12 protein-coding genes, 4 tRNA genes and 1 pseudogene are annotated in these 25,249 nt (G+C 50.7%); 14 read left to right on the top strand and 3 right to left on the bottom strand.

From position 1 onward, the window contains the following. Positions 1-22 precede the first annotated feature (22 nt). Both coaA and EH207_RS18460 read right to left on the bottom strand, forming a co-directional pair. The gene (coaA, locus tag EH207_RS16530) at positions 23-973 is read right to left on the bottom strand and encodes a type I pantothenate kinase (protein WP_137714960.1); all 951 of its coding nucleotides are present in this window, start codon (positions 971-973) and stop codon (positions 23-25) included. A 217-nt stretch (positions 974-1,190) separates the two neighbouring features. Further along, positions 1,191-1,712 (bottom strand): annotated as a pseudogene (locus EH207_RS18460) (GNAT family N-acetyltransferase). A gap of 317 nt (positions 1,713-2,029) precedes the next feature. Between EH207_RS18460 and EH207_RS16520 the strand changes: the two are divergent. From EH207_RS16520 to shiA, 14 genes are all read left to right on the top strand, one after another. After that, positions 2,030-2,105 (top strand) — tRNA-Thr (locus tag EH207_RS16520). A gap of 15 nt (positions 2,106-2,120) precedes the next feature. Beyond that, positions 2,121-2,205: transfer RNA gene (locus EH207_RS16515), tRNA-Tyr, on the top strand. A 133-nt stretch (positions 2,206-2,338) separates the two neighbouring features. Then, positions 2,339-2,413: transfer RNA gene (locus tag EH207_RS16510), tRNA-Gly, on the top strand. 6 nt (positions 2,414-2,419) lie between these two features. Next, positions 2,420-2,495, top strand: a tRNA-Thr gene (locus EH207_RS16505). A 107-nt stretch (positions 2,496-2,602) separates the two neighbouring features. Next, complete coding sequence (tuf, locus tag EH207_RS16500; protein ID WP_137712293.1) at positions 2,603-3,787, top strand: elongation factor Tu; 1,185 nt, start codon at positions 2,603-2,605, stop codon at positions 3,785-3,787. 236 nt (positions 3,788-4,023) lie between these two features. Next, on the top strand, positions 4,024-4,407 hold the full coding sequence (gene secE, locus EH207_RS16495) for a preprotein translocase subunit SecE (protein ID WP_137714959.1): 384 nt from the start codon (positions 4,024-4,026) through the stop codon (positions 4,405-4,407). Between the two features lies 1 nt (position 4,408). Next, positions 4,409-4,954 (top strand): transcription termination/antitermination protein NusG, encoded by a 546-nt coding sequence (gene nusG, locus EH207_RS16490; RefSeq protein ID WP_048636588.1) that lies wholly within the window; start codon positions 4,409-4,411, stop codon positions 4,952-4,954. Between the two features lie 163 nt (positions 4,955-5,117). Then, complete coding sequence (gene rplK, locus EH207_RS16485) at positions 5,118-5,546, top strand: 50S ribosomal protein L11 (protein WP_109491412.1); 429 nt, start codon at positions 5,118-5,120, stop codon at positions 5,544-5,546. A gap of 3 nt (positions 5,547-5,549) precedes the next feature. Beyond that, positions 5,550-6,254, top strand: a complete 705-nt coding sequence (gene rplA / locus EH207_RS16480) for a 50S ribosomal protein L1 (protein WP_137714958.1) — start codon at positions 5,550-5,552, stop codon at positions 6,252-6,254. A gap of 318 nt (positions 6,255-6,572) precedes the next feature. Next, on the top strand, positions 6,573-7,070 hold the full coding sequence (gene rplJ, locus EH207_RS16475) for a 50S ribosomal protein L10 (protein ID WP_137714957.1): 498 nt from the start codon (positions 6,573-6,575) through the stop codon (positions 7,068-7,070). A gap of 66 nt (positions 7,071-7,136) precedes the next feature. Beyond that, on the top strand, positions 7,137-7,502 hold the full coding sequence (gene rplL, locus EH207_RS16470) for a 50S ribosomal protein L7/L12 (protein WP_137714956.1): 366 nt from the start codon (positions 7,137-7,139) through the stop codon (positions 7,500-7,502). A gap of 328 nt (positions 7,503-7,830) precedes the next feature. Next, a complete protein-coding gene (rpoB, locus tag EH207_RS16465; RefSeq protein WP_137714955.1) occupies positions 7,831-11,859 on the top strand; it encodes a DNA-directed RNA polymerase subunit beta in 4,029 nt (1,342 codons plus the stop codon). A gap of 106 nt (positions 11,860-11,965) precedes the next feature. After that, positions 11,966-16,189: a DNA-directed RNA polymerase subunit beta' gene (gene rpoC, locus EH207_RS16460; protein WP_137714954.1), complete on the top strand. Its 4,224-nt coding sequence runs from the start codon at positions 11,966-11,968 to the stop codon at positions 16,187-16,189. Between the two features lie 258 nt (positions 16,190-16,447). After that, complete coding sequence (gene shiA / locus EH207_RS16455; protein ID WP_137714953.1) at positions 16,448-17,836, top strand: shikimate transporter; 1,389 nt, start codon at positions 16,448-16,450, stop codon at positions 17,834-17,836. A 73-nt stretch (positions 17,837-17,909) separates the two neighbouring features. Here the strand turns inward: shiA and xopAD are convergent, their stop codons facing one another. Continuing rightward, entirely contained in the window at positions 17,910-25,178 is a 7,269-nt protein-coding gene (gene xopAD / locus EH207_RS16450) for a XopAD/skwp family type III secretion system effector (protein WP_246048900.1), read from the bottom strand. Between the last annotated feature and the right edge of the window lie 71 nt (positions 25,179-25,249).

The following is a 25,249-nucleotide window of genomic DNA, read 5'->3' as shown; positions in this document are numbered from 1 at the left end:
TTCCCTCATGAGATTCTGATAGTTATTTTCTCAATCGAACATATTCCACAGCATGATTTGAACTCTTGGTCATAATAAGACTCGCTCTTTCACGGGTAGGAAGAATATTCTCTTTTAAATTAAGTCCATTAATATCCTGCCAAAGTTGTGAGGCGATCCCAATCGCTTCTTTTTCTGTCAGTTTTGCATAACTATGGAAGTAAGAGTTCGGATCTGAAAATGCACCTTGTCTGAACTTCAGAAAGCGATTGATATACCATGTTTTTAAAAGTTCTTCTGGTGCATCAACGTAAATTGAAAAATCAACAAAGTCAGAAACAAAAACTCTATGTGGATCATGTGGGTAGTCCATTCCACTTTGCAGCACATTTAGGCCTTCCAAAATTAAAATATCAGGTTGATCCAGAACTTTATTATTATCGGGAACGATATCATAGATTAGATGTGAATAGGTGGGAGCAATGACTTTAGGAGCGCCTGATTTAATATCAGAGACGAATTTAACCAGGCTATGTATGTCATAAGATTGCGGGAACCCTTTTTTCTTCATCAAATTACGATCTTTTAATACTTTGTTTGGATGAAGAAATCCATCGGTAGTAATCAGTTCAACACTTCGATGTTCTGGCCAGCGGCTGAGTAATGCCTGCAATACGCGTGCAGTGGTGCTTTTACCGACCGCGACGCTGCCTGCAATACCAATAATATAAGGGATCTTTTGGCCGTCGGTTCCCAGAAATTGCTCCAAAACGGCCTGACGGCGTAAGTTAGAGCTGATATAGAAATTAAGCAGGCGTGATAAAGGAAGGTAGATTTCAGCGACTTCATCCAGTGACAAGTCTTCGTTAATCCCTTTAAGTTTAACTATCTCTTCTTCTGTCAATATCAATGGGACCGAGTCACGTAAGGCCGCCCATTGGAGGCGATTAAACTGTAGATATGGCGTAGCCAAAGATTGCTCTCTATTTCTCATGAGTCTGATTCAGCCTGCTTATACAGGTAGGAAAAGGGACTTCAGCCTATCTAGGTTGAATGCACACATAGTAAAGTCTACTCAACTCAGGCTGTCGAATCTTTTCCTCATATAGTAATTTCCTATTACACGCAGATTACCACTTTGCTGATGAAAAAAAGAAGAGAAAATCAGTTTGATACTCAATGCTTTTTTTTTAAGGGCATTGTGGTAAGCATCATCTTGCTATGGATCGTTCTATGAGATTCACAGCGAAGAAATGTTTGTTGTAGATGGCCGTGAGATGTTAATTGAATCGCCATCAGGAGTACAGGCATAATCTGGTAGTTTCCCCAGATAGCGATACCCGAGTGCCCGATAAAAAGCTTCCGCAGATGAACCAGCCTGTGTATCCAAATAAATTAAGCCACGTTGCTGGAGTAGCGCGGTTCTTTCCAACACGCGTATCAACTGTCTCCTTACGCCCATCCTGCGGGCACGGCTATGTACCAATAACTTTTGAATTTCCGCCCGATTGTGTCCGTTTGGTTTCTGGCATAGCTCCCATTGTACGCCGGCGATAACACCTTCAAGCTCACGGAGTATCCACAACACGCGCTCACCTTTTGTTAAAGAAAGGTCGTAGATTATGAAATTAGCAATCCAACCGAGTGCTTTTAGCCACGGCATCTACCAGTGAAGCGGCAAGTTCTCCGCGATAAACGGGCAGAGTAGCCACATTGAGTGATGCGATTTTCATAGGTTATCTCCTGAGCGGTGGATAAAAACTTTGATAAGGCAATATCCGTTCCAGGTTTAAATGCCTTAAATGTGATCTTTTGGCTCAAAAAACGTCTTTCCAAGATGCTGATGTTGCATCTTTGGTGCAAAGAATATGGGTTAAATTTGACCGTTTGCACTTTGGGATTTTATTAAATGTGCCTGTTCCTTGCGCGAATTCTTGATGGTATTGTGAATTGATGTTCAAATTTGGATAAAATCTAAGCGATAGCGCATTTTACGCAATTTTTTTGTTGCATAGGTCGTTCGGTCTACCTAGAATGCGCAGCACTTGATGCCGGCTTAGCTCAGTAGGTAGAGCAACTGACTTGTAATCAGTAGGTCGCCAGTTCGATTCCGGCAGCCGGCACCATCAAGTACACAATCAGGTGGGGTTCCCGAGCGGCCAAAGGGAGCAGACTGTAAATCTGCCGTCACAGACTTCGAAGGTTCGAATCCTTCCCCCACCACCAAATTCAATCCTGGTGACAGGATAAACTCGATACGGTATGTAACACTAAGCCGGATCGATGAATGAAGGGGTGTGTGAAATTTATTCCCCGAGTTCAAAATCTACAGAAAAATCAGGTAGCCGAGTTCCAGGATGCGGGCATCGTATAATGGCTATTACCTCAGCCTTCCAAGCTGATGATGTGGGTTCGATTCCCACTGCCCGCTCCAAGATGTGCTGATATAGCTCAGTTGGTAGAGCGCACCCTTGGTAAGGGTGAGGTCGGCAGTTCGAATCTGCCTATCAGCACCACTTCTTTATTATTCCTCCTGATTTTCTTCTGTTAAAAAATTCAGCAAGCAACTGCTTGGTTGATGTGGTGATACCACCGATTTATCCGTGTCTTAGAGGGACAATCGATGTCTAAAGAAAAATTTGAACGTACAAAACCGCACGTTAACGTCGGTACTATCGGCCACGTTGACCATGGTAAAACAACGCTGACCGCCGCTATCACCACCGTTCTGGCTAAAACCTACGGTGGTAGCGCACGTGCATTCGACCAGATCGATAATGCACCGGAAGAAAAAGCCCGTGGTATCACCATCAACACGTCTCACGTTGAATACGATACCCCGACCCGTCACTACGCGCACGTTGACTGCCCAGGGCACGCCGACTACGTGAAAAACATGATCACCGGCGCAGCCCAGATGGACGGCGCGATCCTGGTTGTTGCCGCCACTGACGGCCCGATGCCGCAGACGCGCGAGCACATCCTGCTGGGTCGTCAGGTAGGCGTTCCTTTCATCATCGTGTTCCTGAACAAATGTGACATGGTTGATGACGAAGAACTGCTGGAACTGGTGGAGATGGAAGTTCGCGAACTGCTGTCTCAATACGACTTCCCGGGTGACGACACGCCTGTGATCCGCGGCTCCGCGCTGAAAGCGCTGGAAGGCGATGCAGAGTGGGAAGCGAAAATCATCGAGCTGGCTGAAGCGCTGGACAACTACATACCAGAACCGGAGCGTGCGATTGACAAGCCGTTCCTACTGCCGATCGAAGACGTGTTCTCTATTTCCGGGCGTGGCACGGTTGTGACCGGTCGTGTAGAGCGTGGTATCGTTAAAGTGGGTGAAGAAGTTGAAATCGTGGGCATCAAAGACACCACGAAAACCACTTGTACCGGCGTGGAAATGTTCCGCAAACTGCTGGACGAAGGCCGTGCAGGGGAGAACGTTGGTGTTCTGTTGCGCGGTACTAAACGTGATGACGTAGAGCGTGGTCAGGTACTGGCTAAACCGGGTTCAATCAAGCCGCACACCCAGTTTGAATCAGAAGTGTATATCCTGAGCAAAGATGAAGGGGGGCGTCATACGCCGTTCTTCAAAGGCTACCGTCCGCAGTTCTACTTCCGAACAACTGACGTGACCGGCACCATCGAACTGCCGGAAGGGGTAGAGATGGTAATGCCAGGGGACAACATCAAGATGGTGGTAAACCTGATAGCGCCAATCGCGATGGATGACGGTCTGCGTTTCGCCATCCGTGAAGGCGGTCGAACTGTCGGCGCGGGCGTTGTTGCCAAAGTTATTGCTTAATTGCTGATAACGTTTGACGTGATACGCGATAAAAGGGCATCATTTGATGCCCTTTTCTACGCTGTCATAGTAGAACCTATCTCATCAGCGATTGTGAGATATAATCATTGGTGAGATGGGCTCTATAGGTACGGCGTAAATACCGAATTATTCGTTTTAAAGAACATCTTTCGGTTTGGTTTGCCCTGCTTTGCGGGGTAAAGTTATTTGTCTGAATTATTGTGACAGGTTGGTTTATGAGTGCGAATACCGAAGCTCAGGGTAGCGGGCGTGGCCTGGAAGCGATTAAATGGCTGGTAGTGGCTGTCCTGCTGGTAGTTGCGATTGTCGGCAACTACTACTACCGTGAATTTAGTCTGCCCCTGCGAGCATTAGCTGTTGTCGTTCTGATCGCCGCAGCCGGTGGTGTGGCACTGCTGACCACGAAAGGCAAAGCAACAGTAACGTTTGCCCGTGAAGCTCGTACCGAAGTACGTAAAGTGATTTGGCCGACTCGCCAGGAAACGTTACATACCACGTTGATCGTTGCCGCGGTTACTGCCGTGATGTCACTGATTTTGTGGGGGCTGGATGGTATTCTGGTCCGTTTGGTATCGTTTATCACTGGCCTGAGGTTCTAAGATGTCTGAAGCCCCAAAAAAGCGTTGGTACGTCGTGCAGGCGTTTTCTGGTTTTGAAGGCCGCGTGGCCCAGTCGTTGCGTGAGCACATCAAGCTCCATAACATGGAAGATCTGTTTGGTGAGGTCATGGTGCCAACCGAAGAAGTGGTTGAAATCCGTGGCGGCCAGCGTCGCAAGAGCGAACGTAAATTTTTCCCTGGTTATGTGTTAGTGCAGATGGTTATGGAAGATGCCAGCTGGCACTTGGTTCGCAGTGTTCCTCGCGTGATGGGGTTTATTGGCGGCACCTCGGACCGTCCAGCGCCGATCAGTGATAAGGAAGTGGATGCGATTATGAATCGTCTCCAACAGGTGGGTGATAAACCACGTCCGAAAACGCTGTTCGAGCCGGGTGAAATGGTTCGTGTCAATGATGGGCCGTTTGCTGATTTCAACGGTGTGGTTGAAGAAGTCGATTACGAGAAGAGCCGCCTTAAAGTGTCGGTTTCTATTTTCGGTCGTGCGACCCCTGTAGAGCTAGACTTTAGCCAAGTCGAAAAAGGCTGATTTATCGAACGTCGCTAGCTATGTTAATAGCTGCTTGCCTCTGGCGCGAAATTAATCTACAATTTCGCGCCTTTGTTTTTCGGGTGCTGATTGCGCCTGAAGCGTAATAAAACCACGGGGAGCCTTTCTGCAAGGCGTTATTACCCATTCGAGGAATGTTTAAATGGCCAAGAAAGTACAAGCCTATGTCAAGTTGCAGGTTGCAGCTGGTATGGCTAACCCGAGTCCACCGGTAGGTCCGGCTCTGGGTCAGCAAGGTGTAAACATCATGGAATTTTGTAAGGCGTTCAATGCTAAAACTGAAAGCATTGAAAAAGGTCTGCCGATTCCAGTGGTTATTACCGTTTATTCTGACCGTTCTTTTACCTTCGTTACCAAAACGCCTCCGGCAGCTGTTCTGCTGAAGAAAGCGGCTGGTATCAAGTCTGGTTCCGGTAAGCCGAACAAAGACAAAGTCGGTAAAGTAACGAGTGCTCAGGTTCGTGAAATCGCAGAAACCAAAGCTGCGGACATGACTGGTGCCGACGTAGACGCTATGGCGCGTTCTATCGCTGGTACTGCTCGTTCCATGGGCCTGGTAGTGGAGGATTAATAAATGGCTAAGCTGACCAAGCGCCTGCGCGTGATCCGTGAAAAAGTTGATGTAACCAAACAGTATGACATCAACGAAGCCGTTGCTCTGCTCAAAGAGCTGGCCACTGCTAAGTTTGTAGAAAGTGTAGACGTTGCCGTTAACCTCGGCATTGATGCACGTAAATCTGACCAAAACGTTCGTGGCGCCACCGTTCTGCCTCATGGCACCGGTCGTTCTGTTCGCGTTGCCGTCTTCACCCAGGGCGCAAACGCTGAAGCGGCTAAAGCTGCTGGCGCTGAACTGGTAGGTATGGAAGATCTGGCCGATCTGATTAAGAAAGGTGAAATGAACTTTGACGTAGTTATTGCTTCCCCGGATGCAATGCGCGTTGTCGGCCAGTTAGGCCAGGTTCTGGGGCCACGTGGCCTGATGCCGAACCCGAAAGTGGGTACTGTAACGCCTAACGTTGCTGAAGCAGTTAAAAATGCTAAAGCCGGTCAGGTTCGTTACCGCAATGACAAAAACGGTATCATCCATACCACTATCGGCAAGGTTGATTTCGATTCAAACCAACTGAAAGAAAACCTGGAAGCTCTGCTGGTTGCGCTGAAAAAAGCGAAACCTTCTCAGGCGAAAGGTGTGTACATCAAAAAGGTTAGCCTGTCTACCACTATGGGTGCAGGCGTTGCGGTTGACCAGAGCGGTCTGAGCGCAGTCGCTAACTAATCGCTTTTGTTTCGCTTTACTCGGGTGTGAGATTTACCTATAATCTTACGCCCGTTGTTCCGTTAGCGGAATTAAAGAAGAATTTTCGGTTGGAGCCTGGCCTATCCAGGCCTCCGTCCAAGACCGCAGGTGTTTCATTGGAAACTTAATTTTCCTGCGTAGACGGTGACAGAGCCTGAAGAACATTATTTTTTCTTTCTATGAAGAATAGTCTTTGCTGGATTCTGCTCACCGTGTTTAAGCGCTTATCTCCGTTTCGGCGATAGGTGATGTGAGTTCCGGGGGAGTTCCTCCGGCTAAATCCAGGAGCAAAAGCTAATGGCATTAAATCTTCAAGACAAACAAGCGATTGTTGCTGAAGTCAGCGAAGTAGCCAAAGGTGCGCTGTCTGCGGTTGTTGCGGATTCCCGTGGCGTGACCGTAGATAAAATGACTGAACTGCGTAAAGCAGGTCGTGAAGCTGGCGTTTACATGCGTGTTGTTCGTAACACCCTGCTGCGCCGCGTCGTTGAAGGCACTCAATTTGAATGCCTGAAAGACACGTTTGTTGGTCCGACCCTGATTGCATACTCTTTAGAACACCCGGGCGCGGCAGCTCGTCTGTTCAAAGAATTCGCTAAAGCGAATGCAAAATTTGAGGTCAAAGCTGCAGCCTTTGAAGGCGAGCTGATCCCGGCGGCTCAAATTGACCGTCTGGCAACGCTGCCGACTTACGAAGAAGCACTGGCACGTCTGATGTCGACCATGAAAGAAGCCGCTGCCGGCAAACTGGTCCGCACCTTGGCTGCCGTACGCGATCAGAAAGAAGCCGCTTAATTGCTCTTTTTTCTCTTCCGCACTTGCTAACGTATAAACTATTTCTGATTCTTAGGAACAATTGTTATGTCTATCACTAAAGATCAAATTCTGGAAGCAGTAGCCGCGATGTCTGTAATGGATGTTGTTGAGCTGGTTTCCGCTATGGAAGAAAAATTCGGTGTTTCTGCCGCCGCTGCTGTAGCTGTTGCTGCTGGCCCGGCTGAAGCTGCTGAAGAAAAAACTGAGTTCGACGTTGTGCTGAAAGCTATCGGCGCTAATAAAGTTGCCGTAATCAAAGCCGTTCGTGGCGCAACTGGTCTGGGCTTGAAAGAAGCCAAAGATCTGGTTGAATCCGCTCCGGCAGCGCTGAAAGAAGGCGTTAGCAAAGATGATGCTGAAGCTCTGAAGAAAGCACTGGAAGAAGCTGGCGCAGAAGTTGAAGTCAAATAAGCCAACCCTTTCAGGTTACAGCCTGATTTATTAGGCTGATGGCTGGTGACTTTTTAGTCACCAGCCTTTTTGCGCTGTAGGGTATCAATGGGATTTCACACTGTTTAGCCATTGATTTTCCCAAATATCTTTTTCTATTGACGACTTAATATACTGCTTCCCTGCGTGGGTTCCCTGCCTGAGCAAGAGCAATGAAATGGTTTAAGAGTAATAGAAAGACGTATTACGGAAAGATCTTCATTTTCCGACCAACATAAATAGTGTTGCATGAACTGTCCTTGTTAGGACGGACAGAGTGGTTCGACTTGTCAGCTAGCTGAGGAACCCTATGGTTTACTCCTATACCGAGAAAAAACGCATTCGCAAGGATTTTGGTAAACGTCCACAGGTTTTGGACATACCTTATCTCCTTTCTATCCAGCTTGACTCGTTTCAGAAGTTTATCGAGCAAGATCCGGAAGGTCAGTACGGTTTGGAAGCTGCATTCCGTTCTGTTTTCCCCATACAAAGCTATAGCGGCAATTCAGAGCTGCAATACGTTAGCTATCGCCTGGGAGAACCGGTATTTGACGTTAAAGAATGTCAGATCCGTGGCGTGACGTTTTCTGCGCCGCTGCGTGTAAAACTGCGCCTGGTGATATACGAACGTGAAGCGCCTGAAGGCACCGTTAAAGACATCAAAGAACAAGAAGTTTACATGGGCGAAATCCCGCTCATGACCGATAACGGTACTTTTGTGATTAACGGGACTGAGCGTGTTATCGTTTCCCAGTTGCACCGTAGTCCGGGTGTATTCTTCGATAGCGATAAAGGTAAAACCCACTCTTCAGGTAAGGTGCTGTATAACGCACGTATTATTCCTTACCGTGGTTCATGGCTGGATTTTGAGTTTGATCCGAAGGATAACCTGTTTGTCCGTATTGACCGTCGCCGCAAATTGCCTGCGACCATTATTCTGCGTGCGCTGAGTTACTCCGCCGAGCAGATTCTTGATCTTTTCTTCGATAAAATTGTCTATGAAATCAATGGCAATAAATTGCAGATGGATCTGGTTCCTGAACGTCTGCGTGGCGAAACGGCTTCATTCGATATTGAAGCAAACGGCAAGGTCTACATTGAAAAAGGCCGTCGTATTACCGCCCGCCATATCCGTCAGTTAGAGAAAGACGGGATTGAGCGCATTGAAGTTCCGGTTGAATACATTGTTGGTAAAGTGCTTTCCAAAGATTACATCGACGAAAGCACAGGCGAACTGATCGGCGCAGCCAATATGGAGCTGTCGATGGATCTGCTGGCCAAGCTGAGCCAATCAGGTCACAAACGTATTGAAACGCTGTTCACCAACGATCTGGATCACGGGCCGTATATTTCTGAAACCTTGCGCGTCGATCCATCCAGCGATCGTCTGAGCTCATTGGTTGAAATTTACCGCATGATGCGCCCTGGTGAGCCACCAACGCGAGAAGCAGCGGAAACGCTGTTTGAGAATCTGTTCTTCTCCGAAGACCGCTATGACTTGTCTGCGGTCGGGCGTATGAAGTTCAACCGTTCTCTGCTGCGTGAAGAGATCGAAGGTTCGGGTATTCTGAGCAAAGAAGACATCATTGACGTGATGAAAAAACTCATTGATATCCGTAACGGCAAAGGTGAAGTGGACGATATCGACCACCTCGGCAACCGTCGCATTCGTTCTGTTGGCGAAATGGCGGAAAACCAGTTCCGCGTTGGTCTAGTCCGTGTAGAGCGTGCGGTGAAAGAGCGTCTGTCCCTGGGCGATCTCGATACGCTGATGCCTCAGGATATGATCAATGCCAAGCCGATTTCGGCTGCGGTGAAAGAGTTCTTTGGTTCAAGTCAACTGTCACAGTTTATGGATCAGAACAACCCGTTGTCCGAGATTACGCATAAACGCCGTATCTCCGCACTGGGCCCAGGTGGTTTGACCCGTGAACGCGCAGGCTTTGAAGTTCGAGACGTACACCCGACTCACTATGGCCGTGTTTGTCCAATCGAAACGCCAGAAGGTCCGAATATCGGCCTGATTAACTCCCTGTCCGTTTACGCACAAACCAACGAATATGGTTTCCTGGAAACCCCGTATCGTCGCGTGCGTGACAATGTGGTGACGGATGAGATCCATTACCTGTCAGCGATAGAGGAAGGTAACTTCGTTATCGCGCAGGCGAACACCAATCTCGATGAAGAAGGTCGTTTCATCGATGAACTGGTGACCTGCCGTAATAAAGGCGAGTCTAGCTTGTTCAGCCGCGATCAGGTTGAATATATGGACGTTTCTACACAGCAGGTTGTCTCTGTCGGTGCTTCACTGATCCCATTCCTGGAACACGATGACGCCAACCGTGCATTGATGGGTGCGAACATGCAACGTCAGGCCGTTCCTACTCTGCGTGCTGACAAGCCGCTGGTTGGTACGGGTATGGAACGCGCCGTTGCGGTTGACTCCGGTGTAACAGCCGTAGCAAAACGCGGTGGTACGGTACAATACGTTGATGCTTCACGTATCGTCATCCGCGTGAATGACGATGAGATGTATCCGGGTGAAGCCGGGATCGACATCTATAACCTGACAAAATACACCCGTTCTAACCAGAACACCTGCATCAGCCAGATGCCGTGCGTGTCTCTGGGCGAACCGGTTGAACGCGGCGACGTTCTGGCTGATGGCCCATCCACCGATCTGGGTGAGCTGGCGCTGGGTCAAAACATGCGCGTGGCGTTTATGCCGTGGAACGGTTACAACTTTGAAGACTCCATCCTCGTTTCCGAGCGTGTGGTTCAGGAAGATCGCTTTACCACTATTCACATCCAGGAACTGGCTTGCGTATCTCGCGACACCAAACTGGGGCCGGAGGAAATTACCGCGGATATCCCGAATGTGGGTGAAGCCGCGCTTTCCAAGCTGGATGAGTCCGGTATTGTTTATATCGGTGCGGAAGTGACCGGCGGTGATATTCTGGTCGGTAAGGTAACCCCGAAAGGTGAAACCCAACTTACGCCGGAAGAAAAGCTGCTGCGTGCGATCTTCGGTGAGAAGGCGTCTGACGTTAAAGACTCTTCTCTGCGCGTACCAAACGGCGTTTCCGGTACGGTTATCGATGTGCAGGTCTTTACCCGCGACGGCGTGGAAAAAGACAAGCGTGCGTTGGAAATCGAAGAAATGCAGCTCAAGCAGGTGAAGAAAGACCTGACTGAAGAACTGCAAATTCTGGAAGCGGGTTTGTTTGCCCGTATTCACGCCGTGCTGGTTTCTGGCGGTGTGGAAGCTGAAAAACTGGACAAATTGCCGCGCGAGCGCTGGTTGGAACTGGGTCTGACTGATGAAGAGAAACAGAATCAGTTAGAACAGTTGGCGGAACAGTATGATGAGCTGAAGCACGAGTTTGAGAAAAAACTTGAAGCTAAGCGCCGCAAAATCACCCAGGGTGACGATCTGGCGCCGGGCGTGCTGAAAATCGTTAAGGTTTATCTGGCCGTTAAACGTCAGATCCAACCGGGTGACAAGATGGCGGGTCGTCACGGGAACAAGGGTGTTATCTCCAAGATCAACCCGATCGAGGATATGCCCTACGATGAGAACGGCGTACCGGTCGATATCGTATTGAACCCGCTGGGCGTACCTTCACGTATGAATATCGGTCAGATTCTGGAAACCCACCTGGGTATGGCGGCTAAAGGTATCGGCGACAAGATTAACGCCATGCTCAAGCGGCACGAAGAAGTGTCCAAACTGCGTGAGTTTATCCAGAAAGCCTATGACTTGGGCGACGATGTGCGTCAAAAAGTCGACCTGAGTACTTTCTCTGACGAAGAAGTCGTGCGTCTGGCAGAAAACCTGAAGAAAGGGATGCCGATTGCAACGCCGGTATTCGACGGTGCAAAAGAGAAAGAGATTAAGGAACTGTTGCAGATGGGCGGTATCCCGACCTCCGGTCAGATTACCCTGTACGATGGACGTACCGGTGAGCAATTTGAGCGTCAGGTTACGGTGGGCTACATGTACATGCTGAAGCTGAACCACTTGGTTGACGATAAGATGCACGCGCGTTCTACCGGTTCTTACAGCCTGGTTACTCAGCAGCCGCTGGGTGGTAAGGCGCAGTTCGGTGGCCAACGCTTCGGTGAGATGGAAGTGTGGGCGCTGGAAGCTTATGGTGCGGCTTATACCTTGCAGGAAATGTTGACCGTTAAGTCTGATGACGTAAATGGTCGTACCAAGATGTATAAGAACATCGTGGACGGCAACCATCAGATGGAACCAGGCATGCCGGAATCCTTCAACGTATTGTTGAAAGAAATCCGCTCGCTGGGTATCAACATCGAGCTGGAAGAAGAGTAATTCCAGCCTCTGTATTGCTGGTATTCGTCATAGGGGCGCCTGAACTTTGTTTTTTAACGGCATGGTTCAGGTGCCCAACAGGTCTAACTCCGACAGGAGCCAATCCGTGAAAGACTTATTAAAGTTTCTGAAAGCGCAAACTAAAACCGAAGAGTTTGATGCGATCAAAATTGCTCTGGCTTCGCCAGACATGATCCGTTCGTGGTCTTTTGGTGAAGTAAAAAAACCAGAAACCATTAACTACCGTACGTTCAAACCCGAACGTGACGGCCTTTTTTGCGCCCGTATCTTTGGGCCGGTGAAAGACTATGAATGCTTGTGCGGTAAGTATAAGCGTCTGAAACACCGCGGTGTAATCTGTGAGAAGTGCGGCGTCGAAGTGACCCAAACCAAAGTTCGCCGTGAGCGTATGGGCCACATTGAACTGGCTTCCCCGACTGCGCATATTTGGTTTCTGAAATCGCTGCCGTCCCGTATCGGTTTGCTGCTGGACATGCCGCTGCGCGATATCGAACGTGTATTGTACTTTGAATCTTATGTTGTGGTTGAAGGCGGCATGACCAATCTGGAACGTCGTCAGATCCTGACTGAAGAACAGTATCTGGACGCGCTGGAAGAATTTGGTGATGAGTTCGACGCCAAGATGGGCGCCGAGGCGATTCAGGCCCTGTTGAAAAACATGGATCTGGAGCAGGAATGCGAGCAACTGCGCGAAGAGTTGAATGAAACCAACTCCGAAACCAAACGCAAGAAGCTGACCAAGCGTATCAAGCTGTTGGAAGCGTTCGTTCAGTCCGGCAACAAGCCTGAGTGGATGATCCTGACCGTTCTGCCGGTTCTGCCGCCGGATCTGCGTCCGCTGGTTCCGCTGGACGGCGGCCGTTTCGCAACCTCCGATCTTAACGATCTGTACCGTCGCGTCATAAACCGTAACAACCGTCTGAAACGTCTGCTGGATCTGGCCGCGCCGGATATCATCGTACGTAACGAAAAACGTATGTTGCAGGAAGCGGTCGATGCCCTGTTGGATAACGGCCGTCGCGGTCGTGCCATCACTGGTTCCAATAAGCGTCCGCTGAAGTCATTGGCTGACATGATCAAAGGTAAACAGGGGCGTTTCCGTCAAAACCTGTTGGGTAAACGTGTCGATTATTCCGGGCGTTCCGTTATCACCGTTGGTCCGTACCTGCGCCTGCATCAGTGCGGTCTGCCGAAGAAAATGGCGCTGGAACTGTTCAAACCGTTTATCTACGGCAAGCTGGAACTGCGTGGTCTTGCCACCACCATCAAAGCCGCCAAGAAAATGGTGGAACGCGAAGAATCTGTCGTTTGGGATATCCTGGACGAAGTTATTCGTGAACACCCGGTACTGCTGAACCGTGCGCCAACCCTGCACCGTTTGGGTATTCAGGCGTTTGAACCTGTTCTGATTGAAGGTAAAGCCATCCAGTTGCATCCGCTGGTTTGTGCGGCATACAACGCCGACTTCGATGGTGACCAGATGGCCGTTCACGTACCGTTGACGCTGGAAGCCCAGTTGGAAGCGCGTGCGTTGATGATGTCCACCAACAACATTCTGTCTCCAGCGAACGGCGAACCTATCATCGTTCCTTCTCAGGACGTGGTGTTGGGTCTGTATTACATGACCCGTGACTGTGTTAACGCCAAAGGCGAAGGTATGGTGTTGACGGGGCCGAAAGAAGCTGAGCGCGTCTACCGCGCTGGTCTGGCCTCTCTGCATGCGCGCGTCAAAGTGCGTATTACGGAAGAGATCAAGAATACTGAAGGCGAGTTAACGCATCAGACATCGATTATCGATACAACTATCGGTCGTGCCATTCTGTGGATGATCGTGCCTAAAGGTTTGCCGTATTCGATCGTCAACCAGCCTCTGGGTAAAAAAGCGATCTCTAAAATGCTGAACGTCTGTTACCGCATTTTGGGCCTCAAACCGACGGTTATCTTCGCTGACCAGATCATGTATACCGGTTTTGCCTACGCTGCACGCTCCGGCGCTTCCGTGGGTATCGATGACATGGTTATCCCGGAGAAGAAAGCAGAGATTATCGAAGAAGCGGAAACCGAAGTCGCCGAGATTCAGGAGCAGTTCCAGTCTGGTCTGGTGACGGTTGGCGAACGCTATAACAAAGTTATCGATATCTGGGCTGCGGCGAACGAGCGTGTTGCCAAGGCGATGATGGAAAACCTGTCCGTTGAGGACGTGGTTAACCGCGATGGCGTGGTTGAGCAGCAGGTTTCTTTCAACAGCATCTTTATGATGGCCGACTCCGGTGCGCGTGGTTCTGCGGCACAGATTCGCCAGTTGGCGGGGATGCGTGGCCTGATGGCGAAGCCGGATGGCTCCATCATCGAAACGCCGATCACCGCGAACTTCCGTGAAGGTTTGAACGTACTCCAGTACTTCATTTCAACTCACGGTGCGCGTAAAGGTCTGGCGGATACCGCACTGAAAACAGCGAACTCCGGTTATCTGACTCGTCGTCTGGTTGACGTGGCGCAGGATCTGGTCGTTACCGAAGATGACTGCGGCACGCATGAAGGCATCATGATGACCCCGGTTATTGAAGGTGGCGATGTTAAAGAGCCGCTGCGTGAGCGCGTACTGGGTCGGGTGACGGCTGAAGATGTTCTTAAACCGGGAACGGCGGATATTCTGGTTCCACGTAACACGCTGTTGAACGAGCAGTGGTGTGATCAGTTGGAAGAGAACTCCGTTGACGCCGTTAAAGTACGTTCTGTTGTGAGCTGTGAAACTGACTTCGGCGTGTGCGCGAAGTGCTATGGTCGCGATCTGGCTCGTGGTCACCTGATTAATAAAGGTGAAGCCATCGGCGTTATCGCCGCGCAGTCCATTGGTGAACCGGGTACACAGTTAACCATGCGTACGTTCCACATCGGTGGTGCGGCATCGCGTGCGGCGGCTGAGTCCAGCATTCAGGTGAAAAATAAAGGTAGCCTGAAACTGAGCAACGCGAAGTTCGTGGTTAACAGTAACGGTAAACTGGTTATTACTTCACGTAATACCGAGTTGAAGCTGATCGACGAATTCGGTCGTACTAAAGAGAGCTATAAAGTGCCTTACGGTGCGGTCATGGCGAAGGGAGATGGCTCCGACGTTAACGGCGGCGACACTGTCGCGAACTGGGACCCGCATACCATGCCGGTTATCTCTGAAGTGAGCGGTAGCATTCGCTTCACGGATATGGTTGACGGCCAGACCATTACTCGTCAGACCGACGAGCTGACGGGTTTGTCTTCCATCGTGGTTCTGGATAGCGCAGAGCGTACCGGTAGCGGTAAAGACCTGCGTCCGGCACTGAAAATCGTTGATGACAAAGGTGAAGATGTATTGATCCCAGGTACGGATATGCCTGCTCAGTATTTCCTGCCGGGGAAAGCGATTGTTCAGTTGGAAGATGGTGTGAAGATCAGCGCGGGTGATACGTTGGCGCGTATTCCTCAGGAATCCGGCGGTACTAAGGATATCACGGGTGGTCTGCCACGCGTTGCCGACTTGTTTGAAGCTCGCCGTCCGAAAGAGCCGGCTATTCTGGCCGAGATCAGCGGGGTTATCTCGTTCGGTAAAGAAACCAAAGGCAAACGTCGTCTGGTGATTACGCCGCTGGATGGCAGCGAACCGTATGAAGAGATGATTCCGAAATGGCGTCAGCTCAACGTGTTCGAAGGCGAACGTGTCGAACGTGGCGATGTGGTATCCGATGGCCCGGAGTCTCCGCACGATATCCTGCGTCTGCGTGGCGTACATGCGGTGACGCGTTACATCACCAACGAAGTGCAGGAAGTTTATCGTCTGCAAGGCGTTAAGATTAACGATAAACATATTGAAGTTATCGTTCGCCAGATGTTGCGTAAAGGCACCATCGTGGATGCGGGCAGCACGGAGTTCTTGGAAGGCGAACAGGCGGAAGTCTCTCGCGTCAAGATTTCCAACCGTCAGTTGGAAGCGGATGGCAAGATCCCGGCGACTTACAGCCGCGACCTGCTGGGTATCACCAAAGCGTCTCTGGCAACCGAGTCCTTCATCTCTGCGGCCTCGTTCCAGGAAACCACGCGCGTTCTTACTGAAGCGGCTGTTGCAGGTAAACGTGATGAGCTGCGCGGCCTGAAAGAAAACGTAATTGTGGGTCGTCTGATTCCGGCGGGTACGGGTTATGCCTATCACCAGGATCGGCTGCGTCGCCGTCAGGCTGGCGAGACGCCTGTTGTGCCTCAGGTGAGTGCGGATGAAGCGTCTGCTAATTTGGCGGAACTGCTGAACGCCGGTTTCGGTAAAAGTGACGACGAATAAGTCATCTCTTTCCGATGTTTGATTAACCGCGCGCCTGTTAAGCGGTAAATAACTAAAGCCCCGGCCATCAAGACCGGGGCTTTTTTATCGCGTGCCCCCCTCGGGCCGTTGCTTTGCAACGGTAAAACCTCTGGAAGGCAGGATGCCTTCCACCCTGACGGGCCAATGTTTCACATTGTCAGAGAAACGCGCCTGGCGTTTTTTCCTTTTGAAATTTTTTGTTGTACAGTAGTGTAAAGTAAAAAGAACGGGATAGACATGAACACCTCATCAACGTCAGTACTTATACAGAATGACAACGCGTTATCAATCGATCATGACGTATCTGCAAACAGTGACATCACATCACAAACCCAGTCACAAAGCCATATTCAAGGCCGCGCTCGTCGCGCTGCATGGGGAAGTTTTATCGGCGCCGTCGTTGATTGGTACGATTTTCTGCTGTACGGAATAGTTGCCGCGCTTGTATTTAATACGGAGTTTTTCCCACAGGTCAGCCCGACGATGGGGACGCTGGCGGCTTTTGGTACGTTTGGCGTTGGTTTCTTGTTCCGCCCATTAGGGGGAATGGTGTTTGGACACTTTGGCGATAAATTTGGCCGCAAGCGCATGCTGATGATTACTGTCTGGATGATGGGGATCTCTACGGCATTAATTGGCCTGTTGCCGTCTTTTGATTCAATCGGCTGGTGGGCGCCGGTATTACTGGTGACGCTACGAGCGATTCAAGGATTTGCTGTTGGCGGAGAGTGGGGCGGTGCGGCGCTACTGGCTGTCGAGAATGCGCCGAAAAAGAAAAAAGCATTTTACAGCAGTGGCGTACAGGTAGGCTATGGCGTGGGGCTGTTGTTGGCGACGGGCTCGATTTCACTGGTTAGCCACTACACCACGAACGCTGACTTTATCAACTGGGGCTGGCGTTTGCCGTTTTTATTCAGCGTCGTATTGGTGGCGATCGCCTGGTGGATACGCTCCGGGATGGAAGAATCTCAGGAATTTGAAGCCAACAAAAAATTGCAGCAAAGAACGGAATCAATTCGTTCGTTCCCAATCATTGATGCGTTGTGTAAGCACCCCAGGGCATTTTTGTTGATTATCGCCCTACGCTTGGGTGAACTGCTGACGATGTATATCGTTACGGCATTTGCGCTCAATTATTCCACCGCTAATCTGGGGATGCCGAGAGAATTCTTCCTTCATATCAGCCTTCTGGTAGGAGGGATAAGCTGCCTGTCTATTCCGCTGTTCGCCCGACTAGCCGATAATTTTGGCCGGCGCCGGATTTACGTCACCGGCGCATTGATCGGCGCCGCCTGCGCGTTTCCGTTCTTTATGGCGCTGGAAGCGCATGCCAATCTGTGGGTACTGTTTTTTGCCATCATGCTGGCCAACGTTGCCCACGATATGATCGTCAGCGTTCAGCAGCCGATGTTTACCGAACTCTTTGGTACGGCATACCGTTATAGCGGCGCCGGCGTCGGTTATCAGGTGGCAAGCGTGGTCGGTGGCGGATTTACCCCTTTTATCGCCGTCTTGCTGGTGGATTTTTTTGGCGGCTCCTGGCATGGCGTTGCCACTTACCTTACGGTGGGTTGCCTGCTGTCGGCGATTGTCGGGGTTAGGATGAAACCGCAAACGCTGGATTGATATCATCCCCGGTTTACGGGGATGATATTTATGCTTCTGATTGCAGCTATTCCGCATTTGAGTGTTGGCCGCATTACTGTTGGGCGATGTATCTGTTGAAGGAGGGAATGTTCTCAATTCTTTCAGGACGTTTGACCAGAGAAGCGGCATCACGCATTTTCTGCTCTAGTTGCTCGCGTTTGGCGGCGAATTCGGTGGTAATTTCATCCAGGGGCACGCCGGGCGGTATGTCAGGGAGTTGTCGCAATTTCTCATAATATCGATGTGTCTTGAGTTTGTTGTGCAGGCTCGAACTGGTATGGAACTGGATCTCAAAGTCCCCTTGTAGAGTGCCGCTTCTGTGCAGGTTTATATTCAGGCCGACATAGGTGGTATCCTGAATAGTAAAGGCATTGTTAATACGCATTACGGTGATGGCGCTTTGTTTCAGCGTGTTAACTATGCCTTGTGCGGCCTGGTAAAACTGTTCGTAAGGCAATATGACCACATAACGCAGCCCGTCGCGTATCTGTTGCGCTGCGGCTTCTGGGGATATTTGCTCTTTTTGCTGCACCAGGTCTATCTTGCGCGCGATTGATTTTTCATTTTTAAATATATGGGATTGCCAGTTCTGGTCTCCATAAAGTTTTGCATCAAACTGCGCTAAAATCGGCAATAGTACGGGAGTTACGCGTTTTTCTAGCGCTTGCGCCGTGCTGACAACTTGTCGCACGGGTACGGCGAGATGAGGTGGAATGACAGGATTCTTTCCCGAGGAGCGCGGTGGCTTTGCGGGGGATGGTGTCTGCTCGGGTTCCTTCATGGCCTCCCAATTATCCAGCTCATCGCAACCTGGAGGCAGGGGAACAGCCCGGAACGCCTCTCTTGCGGGGCGGAGAGTTTCTCGTTCTTGATCGGAATTGCTGCTCTGATAGCGCACCGCCTGCGCTTTCTTGTAAAGATCATGAAACTTCTCTTTTAACTCAAATGTCTGTGGCGTGTGAAACTGAATCTCCCACACGATTCCGTCCGGGCTGTTCAGTTTGGTGCTGATGGCTCTGAACGCATACCCCTGTTGGTTAAAATGGTTAATGCGCTGGGATAATCGATGCCCGGCATCGTCGAGCGCCGCCAGTATATGGCGACATCCGCGGGTGAAAGTGTCATGCGGCAGCACGATGCTGTAGCGCAGTGCGTCGCTGACCTTTGCTACCGCCTCCTGCAAGGAAACAGATTTGTATGCCATCAGATAGCGCAACTTGTCACTGAGAGAGCCGACCGATTTGACGGCATGTTCCAGGCCTGCCAGCCGCGCCTGTTCGCCAGGGCTGTTTTTCAGCAGATTTTGCAGCATGCTGGTGATGGCGGGCTCGGCCTTAACAGCTTGCAGGTTAAGCGTTCGTGCGTTTTGCAGGATATCTTGCGGGCGGATGGCAGTCATCTGTGTCACCGGGGTAGGTAATGGGGAGAGTACCCCGGCCTGTTGCAGCGTTTCCACGGCGATTTCCATCACGCCAGCCGCCATGGTGGGAATCTGCGAGAGTGTGTTACGGGCTTGTTCGGGATCGAAATGACCGTCGCGTATCGCACGTGCTGTCTGCTTCGTATGGGGAACGTGATGTATGCGCTCAGGTGTTGAATGCAATGAAGCCTCACACTTTTCCATAATATGGGTAAACAATTCTGTACCGGTATCGGATTTTAGTGCATCCGTGCCCACTTTTACCGCTATGGTAAAGAGGTTTCGCATGGTCAGCTCTGGATGGCCCTCGATAAGCCCCGGTTGTCCGTTGGGAAACTCAGAGTGCGCCAGCCGGCATATCGGATAATTGTTCAGAATGGCCTCGATACGCATGGGTGTGTTTTCGGCCTGACTATAAGCCTGGTCCAGTTGTGGGAAGTGCTCCGCCAATTCGGCGGGGATTTGTGACGGCGGCTCCGTCTTTTGCCCCGCTAACTGTTGTATCAACTGAGAGAGTAGCTCTAAAGCCTGGCGAGCTTCGGGCAGATGCGCTCGCTCGATATCCTGTTGTGCGATTTCTTGCAGTGTTTGCAGAGACGGGGCATTCTCTCTGTTTCCCAGTAGGGCGTTGAGGCCGTTGCGTAACTGGCGATCAATACCATCATAGGTGCCGAACATCATATTGTAAGCAAGTTTCTTGCGCAGTTCGTCCGGCTGAGAAAAGAAAAATGTGGCGGTATTACTTGCCATCCCCATTAATTTGCCGCCTTTTTGCTCCGCCAGAATTTCTTTGCCTCGTCCCGCCTGGTAGTGGCCTTCGTCATCAAATGCTGAGTGAGCCGTTTTGGGTGGTTTGAATGAGTGTACGGTACCGCGTGTGGCGTCGCGCTCCTGCATGGTTTGACGAATGGCTGCCGATAATTTGGGGTAACCTGCATAGATAAAGGCATCGTCGCCATCGGTGTCCATATTGCGCTTTCTTAGTTCACTGATAGGGATAGCGCCCAACTGGCCGGGCACCAAGATATCTTTAACCCGCAGGCTACCCGTACTGACGATTTGCTGCGGTATCGCCGCACGATCACGTCCGTCCACCCAGCGGGACAAGGTCTTCATATCTTCTTTGGAGCAGGCCAAATCCATATTCTGAAACTCAGGCGGCCAGCTTTTGTCTGGCACAATAATCAGCATTCCTTTGCTGTGCAACATGTCGTGATCTTGGCCTGAGAGGTCGTCGAAACCCGTATAGCTATATTGTATAGAGAAGCATTCTGCCAGAAATTGCGCGGTGGCATCGCCTTGCTTGACGGTGGCGACCCGCTCTGGCGGCAGCGGCAGCAGGTTCTCTTTATCGTATGGCGGCTTGCCCAGCAGCAGGTCGCCGCCGCAACGTTCGAACTCGGCGCTGGTGGAGGGCGGAAGATGGAGTTTGTCATCAGCTGATGGCACCGCGCGTATGCGTTTACCGTCATAACCCCCGCTGACGGTCAATTGGTAGAGTTGCAACAGGTCTACGTCGTCAGCGGCTATTTGCCCTTCGCGCGCCAGATGCCCATATTTTTGCCTGGCCAGCGTCTGGATACGATGTTGCATAACCTCACGCGCCTCCGCCAGTGCTGCGTCGTTACGCGGGAAATGCTGTAACGCCTGCGGAGGGATAAAACAGCTATTACTTACCTGTTGGTTGTCGGGAGACCAGTTTTCGATTCTGTCGCGAATGACCGGAATACGCATCGCCACTTCCATCTTTAAGAACCCGCAGCCATCATTGGGGCACAAAGCAAGGCGTTGGCGGTTCGGGCCGAGCGGCCTAAACGGGTGTTCGGCGCCGGGAACATCAGCGAACCAGCCAGTGCGCAGCGTGCCTTCAGCCACATGGTCATGCGGTATCATCTCCAGCAGCGATCGTTGCATACGGGACCAATCTTCGCGCTGTGGCGCAAGTTTTTTTATCAGCGTCATGAGCGGGCTGCCGGGTGCGCTGTCCGAGTAGCGAATTGCGGGTAATAAGCTGGCGTCCGGATCTTTCCCCGCCAGGATATTTTTTACCTGTTTCATACGCCCGCGCGTCAGCCGACTGCCGCCGAACATATCGAACCGCCAGGGCTCCCCTTCATAATTAAACGTTCTTGCCAGCATAAACGCGCTGAGTCTTCCCGGTAGCTTAACTTCAACCAATGGAAGGCCGGTCAGCCTGGCGTACAGGGAATAGCTTTTTTCCGTATCGTTATCCGGTTTTGTGTCTTTAACCAGTTGGCCATTAACATCCACTATCTTATGGACGGTGTCGCCCACGTTTGGCGGTACTGCTCTGATTTTACCTGGCTCAGTACGCATCCCGGCAAAGGATGAGGCCAGATCAAATTGACTTGGCGGGTGACGCTGGGTGATAGGTTCCAACTCCTTGCGCATGCGTAAATCAAGTGCGCTAAGCACATCATCATCCGCTTCAATTTGTGCAATCACATTCCAACTGCTTTCCTGTAGGTCGGCCTCAACGATAGCGCGCGTTCGCTCCAAGAGTGTTTTAACCCACAGTTTTAGCTCAGCCTGACGCTCTTTTATCGTCTGATAATCACCATCAATATTGGAAGGACGCCACTGACGGCTGACCATGTTGTATGACTTAAGGAGTTGATAGAAAGTCAAGGCCGGGCAACGAGTATCACAGGCTTCACCCCTGTCCTTGTATCGTAAAACTATGCTGGGTTCCGTCTTCTGGGAACGTAGAAAACCTTGCAGCTTGCGATCAATGATCGGTTGCAATCTCAGAAATGTCTGGAGCGCCGACTGGCGAAAGCGGGTGAGTTCTTGATTGCGTAGCAGGGGCTGGAGACTGAGGCAAAGATTGCCAATTGCCTCCAGATGCTGATCGCGCAGTTGGTCTCTCTGGCAGAGCGCTTCTATACGAGTGAGGGCGATTGCGGCGAGCGGTCGCATGGTTCGCTGCAACTGGACACCGCCGAGTGACTTGAATATAACGCCTATCTGCCAAGCTTCGGCGGTGCTCAGGAGTTGCGGATGCAGCTCCAGGTGGATGGCCATATCATGCAGTACCGGTTTTATATGTGCCAGTTCATCTTCAGTGCTGCTCTGAGTTGAGCCGACCATGCGCATTAAGGCAATGCTGATCTGAGTCAAATCCATGAGATTGAAGTTTTTCCAGGCATAATTGTCTTTTCCCGGCAGCGTTGCCAAATCCCACATAATCTGCTGAACGAGCGGCTCTTTTTGCCACTTGCCCAGGTCATTGAAAATGTTTGCGAATTCTTGTGGGGTGTAGTTGCGTGATTGAGTTTCATCCTCTGTGAAATACTCAGCCAGACGGAGGGCGGCTTTATCTACCAGATCATTATCAGACCACTTGCCGATAGCGTTGAGCACGCTGCTGATGGCTTTGAAATCCATTGCGGGCACCAGTTCCTCTTCCATAACGATGCGTTCGACCAGCAGGAGGAATGCCTTTCGGATATGGGAAAGATCCAGCCATTTACTCAGCGCGTTCAGGGCGTTGGCAACCATATTTTCGGGGATGGATTGCCGTAATGGTTCATCGTTGATGATATGAGTGGCCAGCAGCAGGGCGGAGGGTTCGCTTCGCTTATCTTCGGCAAATTTGCTCAGGCCGACAAGCGTGTTGACAATCAATTTCGTCTGCGTCAATGATTGCTGCAGTGAGACATCGGTTGAGAGGCGATCGGCCAGCAGTAAGGCCGCCTCTTTGATTTGCGGCGTATTGTCCCATTTGCTCAGCGTACCCAGCGCGTTGATGACGCTGGCGATCCCTACGGGGTTCAGTGACTGTCGTAACGGTTTGTCGGCGATAAACCGTTCGATGATAGGCCGTGCCGCTGCCTGGGCTCGTGGGTTTTGCGGCCATTTGCTCATCGCATTCATCACGTTGGCGGCGTTAAGGGCGGGTAAAGTTTGCCACAGCTCGCTTTTCTGCGTGATGAGATCTCCCAACAATAAGGCGGCTTCTTTAATGCGCTCGTCATGCGGCCATTTGCTCAGTGCGGATAATATATTGGCGATAAACTGGCCTTCCATTTTTTGCCGCAATGTCCTATCCGTGGTAATGCGCTCGGTCAGTACCAGCGCTGCTTCAAAGGGGGGAGGGAGGTCGTTCCACCTACTCAGCGCATTTAATGAATTGGCCATTTCCTGGGTGGTCATTGACTGACTTATCTGCCGGTCATTTCTGATATGAATGGCAAGCTGCACGACGGCATCGTTGATCACGCTGCTTGCAGGCCATTTACTTAACGCATTGAGAGCGTTGGCGACAGATTGCGATTTCATCATTTGGCAAAATGCGACGTCTGTTACGATACGCTCGGCCACTAATTGCGTCAATTCTTCAGCCCGTGTGCTGTCGGGCCATTTACTCAATGCATTCAACAACGTGGAGACATGCCGCGTATCCATCATTTGTCGTAGGTGAGGTTGATGAATAAGGCGTTCGGCCATCAGCAAACTGGCTGCTCTGGCCTGAGAGGTATCAGCCCATTTGCTTAGCGCATTCATGCTGCCGATTAATTCCTTACAGAGCATATCCTGCCGTACTGGTTTCTCGTCAATGATACGTTCGGCCAATTTTAGAGCGGCATTTTTCATTTCACTGAATTCCGGCCATTTACTTAGCGCATTCAATGAATTGTCGATAGCTTGCGTTCTCATGGATTGTCGTAGCGGGGCATTTTGTAGAACACATACGGCGAGACTTTGCACTGTCTTTCTGGCCCTTTCGCTTTCCGGCCATTTACTGAGCGCGTTAAGAATATTGGCCACCCATTGCTCATCGACATCACTCAGAGAAACAGTATGCTTTTTAATGCCTTTGGTTAGCGTCAAAACGGCTTCTTTGGCCTCCTCACGACCCGGCCATTTGCAGAGTGCGTTAGCACAGGTGGAGATTGCAAGTTTATCCATGGCTTGTACCATGCGATTGTCTAAAATAATCCGTTCAGCCAGTTGTAAAGCCATGCCCTTGACGTCGTCATGTTCTGGCCACCGGCTTAATGCGCTCAACATGGCGGAGGTGTTGCGCGCGTGCTGTTGCAGCGATGGCGCTTGCCGGCGCATCAATTCATGTGCGGCACGCAGGGTGGCGTCCCGGCATGCTTCGCTTTGTGGGTTTCTTAAAAAACCGAATGTCATAATACAGATTTCGTGATCTTTCAGGTCTTGAAATTGCTCCTGATCTGAACGCAGGATTTGTCTGGCGACCCAGTCCAGGGCATCGATACACTCTTGGCTTTGGGTATGCTTGGCCAACTTGTTCGCCAGATGGGCGTAGTTATTGGGATGAGCATTGCTGAATAAGCCGGTATGCATCAGGTAATTGGCCGCGAGGCTGGCGCACTGACGTGTTTTCGACATCAGCAAGGGGGAATTATGCGGCGTATTGGTACTGAGTTTTTGCAGATAATTGCCGAGCAGCCTGAAGTTTATGTCTTGCCTGTCATCTGCCTGGACGAATATCAGTGCGCACCCCACGCCGTTACGTTTGGCAACAATGTTGTTAAATGCCATATCGATACATTGTTGGGCAGCATGTTGGACAGGGTAATTTTTCAGGAGAATATTTCGTTGTTGTAAACGCTGCTGTTGCAGTTCTGATCTCTCTTGCCTGCTGAGATGTTGCTCGGGAAAGTTGAGTGCTTTTCTGTGATCCACTCGAGACTCAGGGAGGGCATCGCTGTCCAGATGCTGCCGTACTGACCTACCGCTATAAGAAAACGTTGACGAGCGGCGTGAATGGCTTTCCTGGCGGGTATTGGGTTGATTTGTTCTTGTCGTGCCGCGGAAACGGCCGCTGCGCCAATTTGTGTTGTTGCGTTGCGGCTGCGAATGTGAAGATTCACCACGTTCCTGAGTATTACTAGAAGACGGCGCCATCGTCTCGTTTATCGGTTCAAAAGCATGCGGCTGTTGGCTGATGATAGAGCGATTGGGGATTCTCATGATAA

This window comes from Brenneria rubrifaciens (assembly GCF_005484945.1).
In the GTDB taxonomy this organism is placed as follows: Bacteria; Pseudomonadota; Gammaproteobacteria; order Enterobacterales; family Enterobacteriaceae; genus Brenneria; species Brenneria rubrifaciens.
Note: the sequence above shows the minus strand (reverse complement) of the source record. Positions and strands in the feature narration are given on the sequence as shown.

Excerpts from the sequence above, each read along its gene's own strand:
- coaA (WP_137714960.1), bottom strand. The coding sequence starts at position 973 with ATGAGAAATAGAGAGCAATCTTTGGCTACGCCATATCTACAGTTTAAT.
- tuf (WP_137712293.1), top strand. The coding sequence starts at position 2,603 with ATGTCTAAAGAAAAATTTGAACGTACAAAACCGCACGTTAACGTCGGT.
- secE (WP_137714959.1), top strand. The coding sequence starts at position 4,024 with ATGAGTGCGAATACCGAAGCTCAGGGTAGCGGGCGTGGCCTGGAAGCG.
- nusG (WP_048636588.1), top strand. The coding sequence starts at position 4,409 with ATGTCTGAAGCCCCAAAAAAGCGTTGGTACGTCGTGCAGGCGTTTTCT.
- rplK (WP_109491412.1), top strand. The coding sequence starts at position 5,118 with ATGGCCAAGAAAGTACAAGCCTATGTCAAGTTGCAGGTTGCAGCTGGT.
- rplA (WP_137714958.1), top strand. The coding sequence starts at position 5,550 with ATGGCTAAGCTGACCAAGCGCCTGCGCGTGATCCGTGAAAAAGTTGAT.
- rplJ (WP_137714957.1), top strand. The coding sequence starts at position 6,573 with ATGGCATTAAATCTTCAAGACAAACAAGCGATTGTTGCTGAAGTCAGC.
- rplL (WP_137714956.1), top strand. The coding sequence starts at position 7,137 with ATGTCTATCACTAAAGATCAAATTCTGGAAGCAGTAGCCGCGATGTCT.
- rpoB (WP_137714955.1), top strand. The coding sequence starts at position 7,831 with ATGGTTTACTCCTATACCGAGAAAAAACGCATTCGCAAGGATTTTGGT.
- shiA (WP_137714953.1), top strand. The coding sequence starts at position 16,448 with ATGAACACCTCATCAACGTCAGTACTTATACAGAATGACAACGCGTTA.
- xopAD (WP_246048900.1), bottom strand. The coding sequence starts at position 25,178 with ATGGCGCCGTCTTCTAGTAATACTCAGGAACGTGGTGAATCTTCACAT.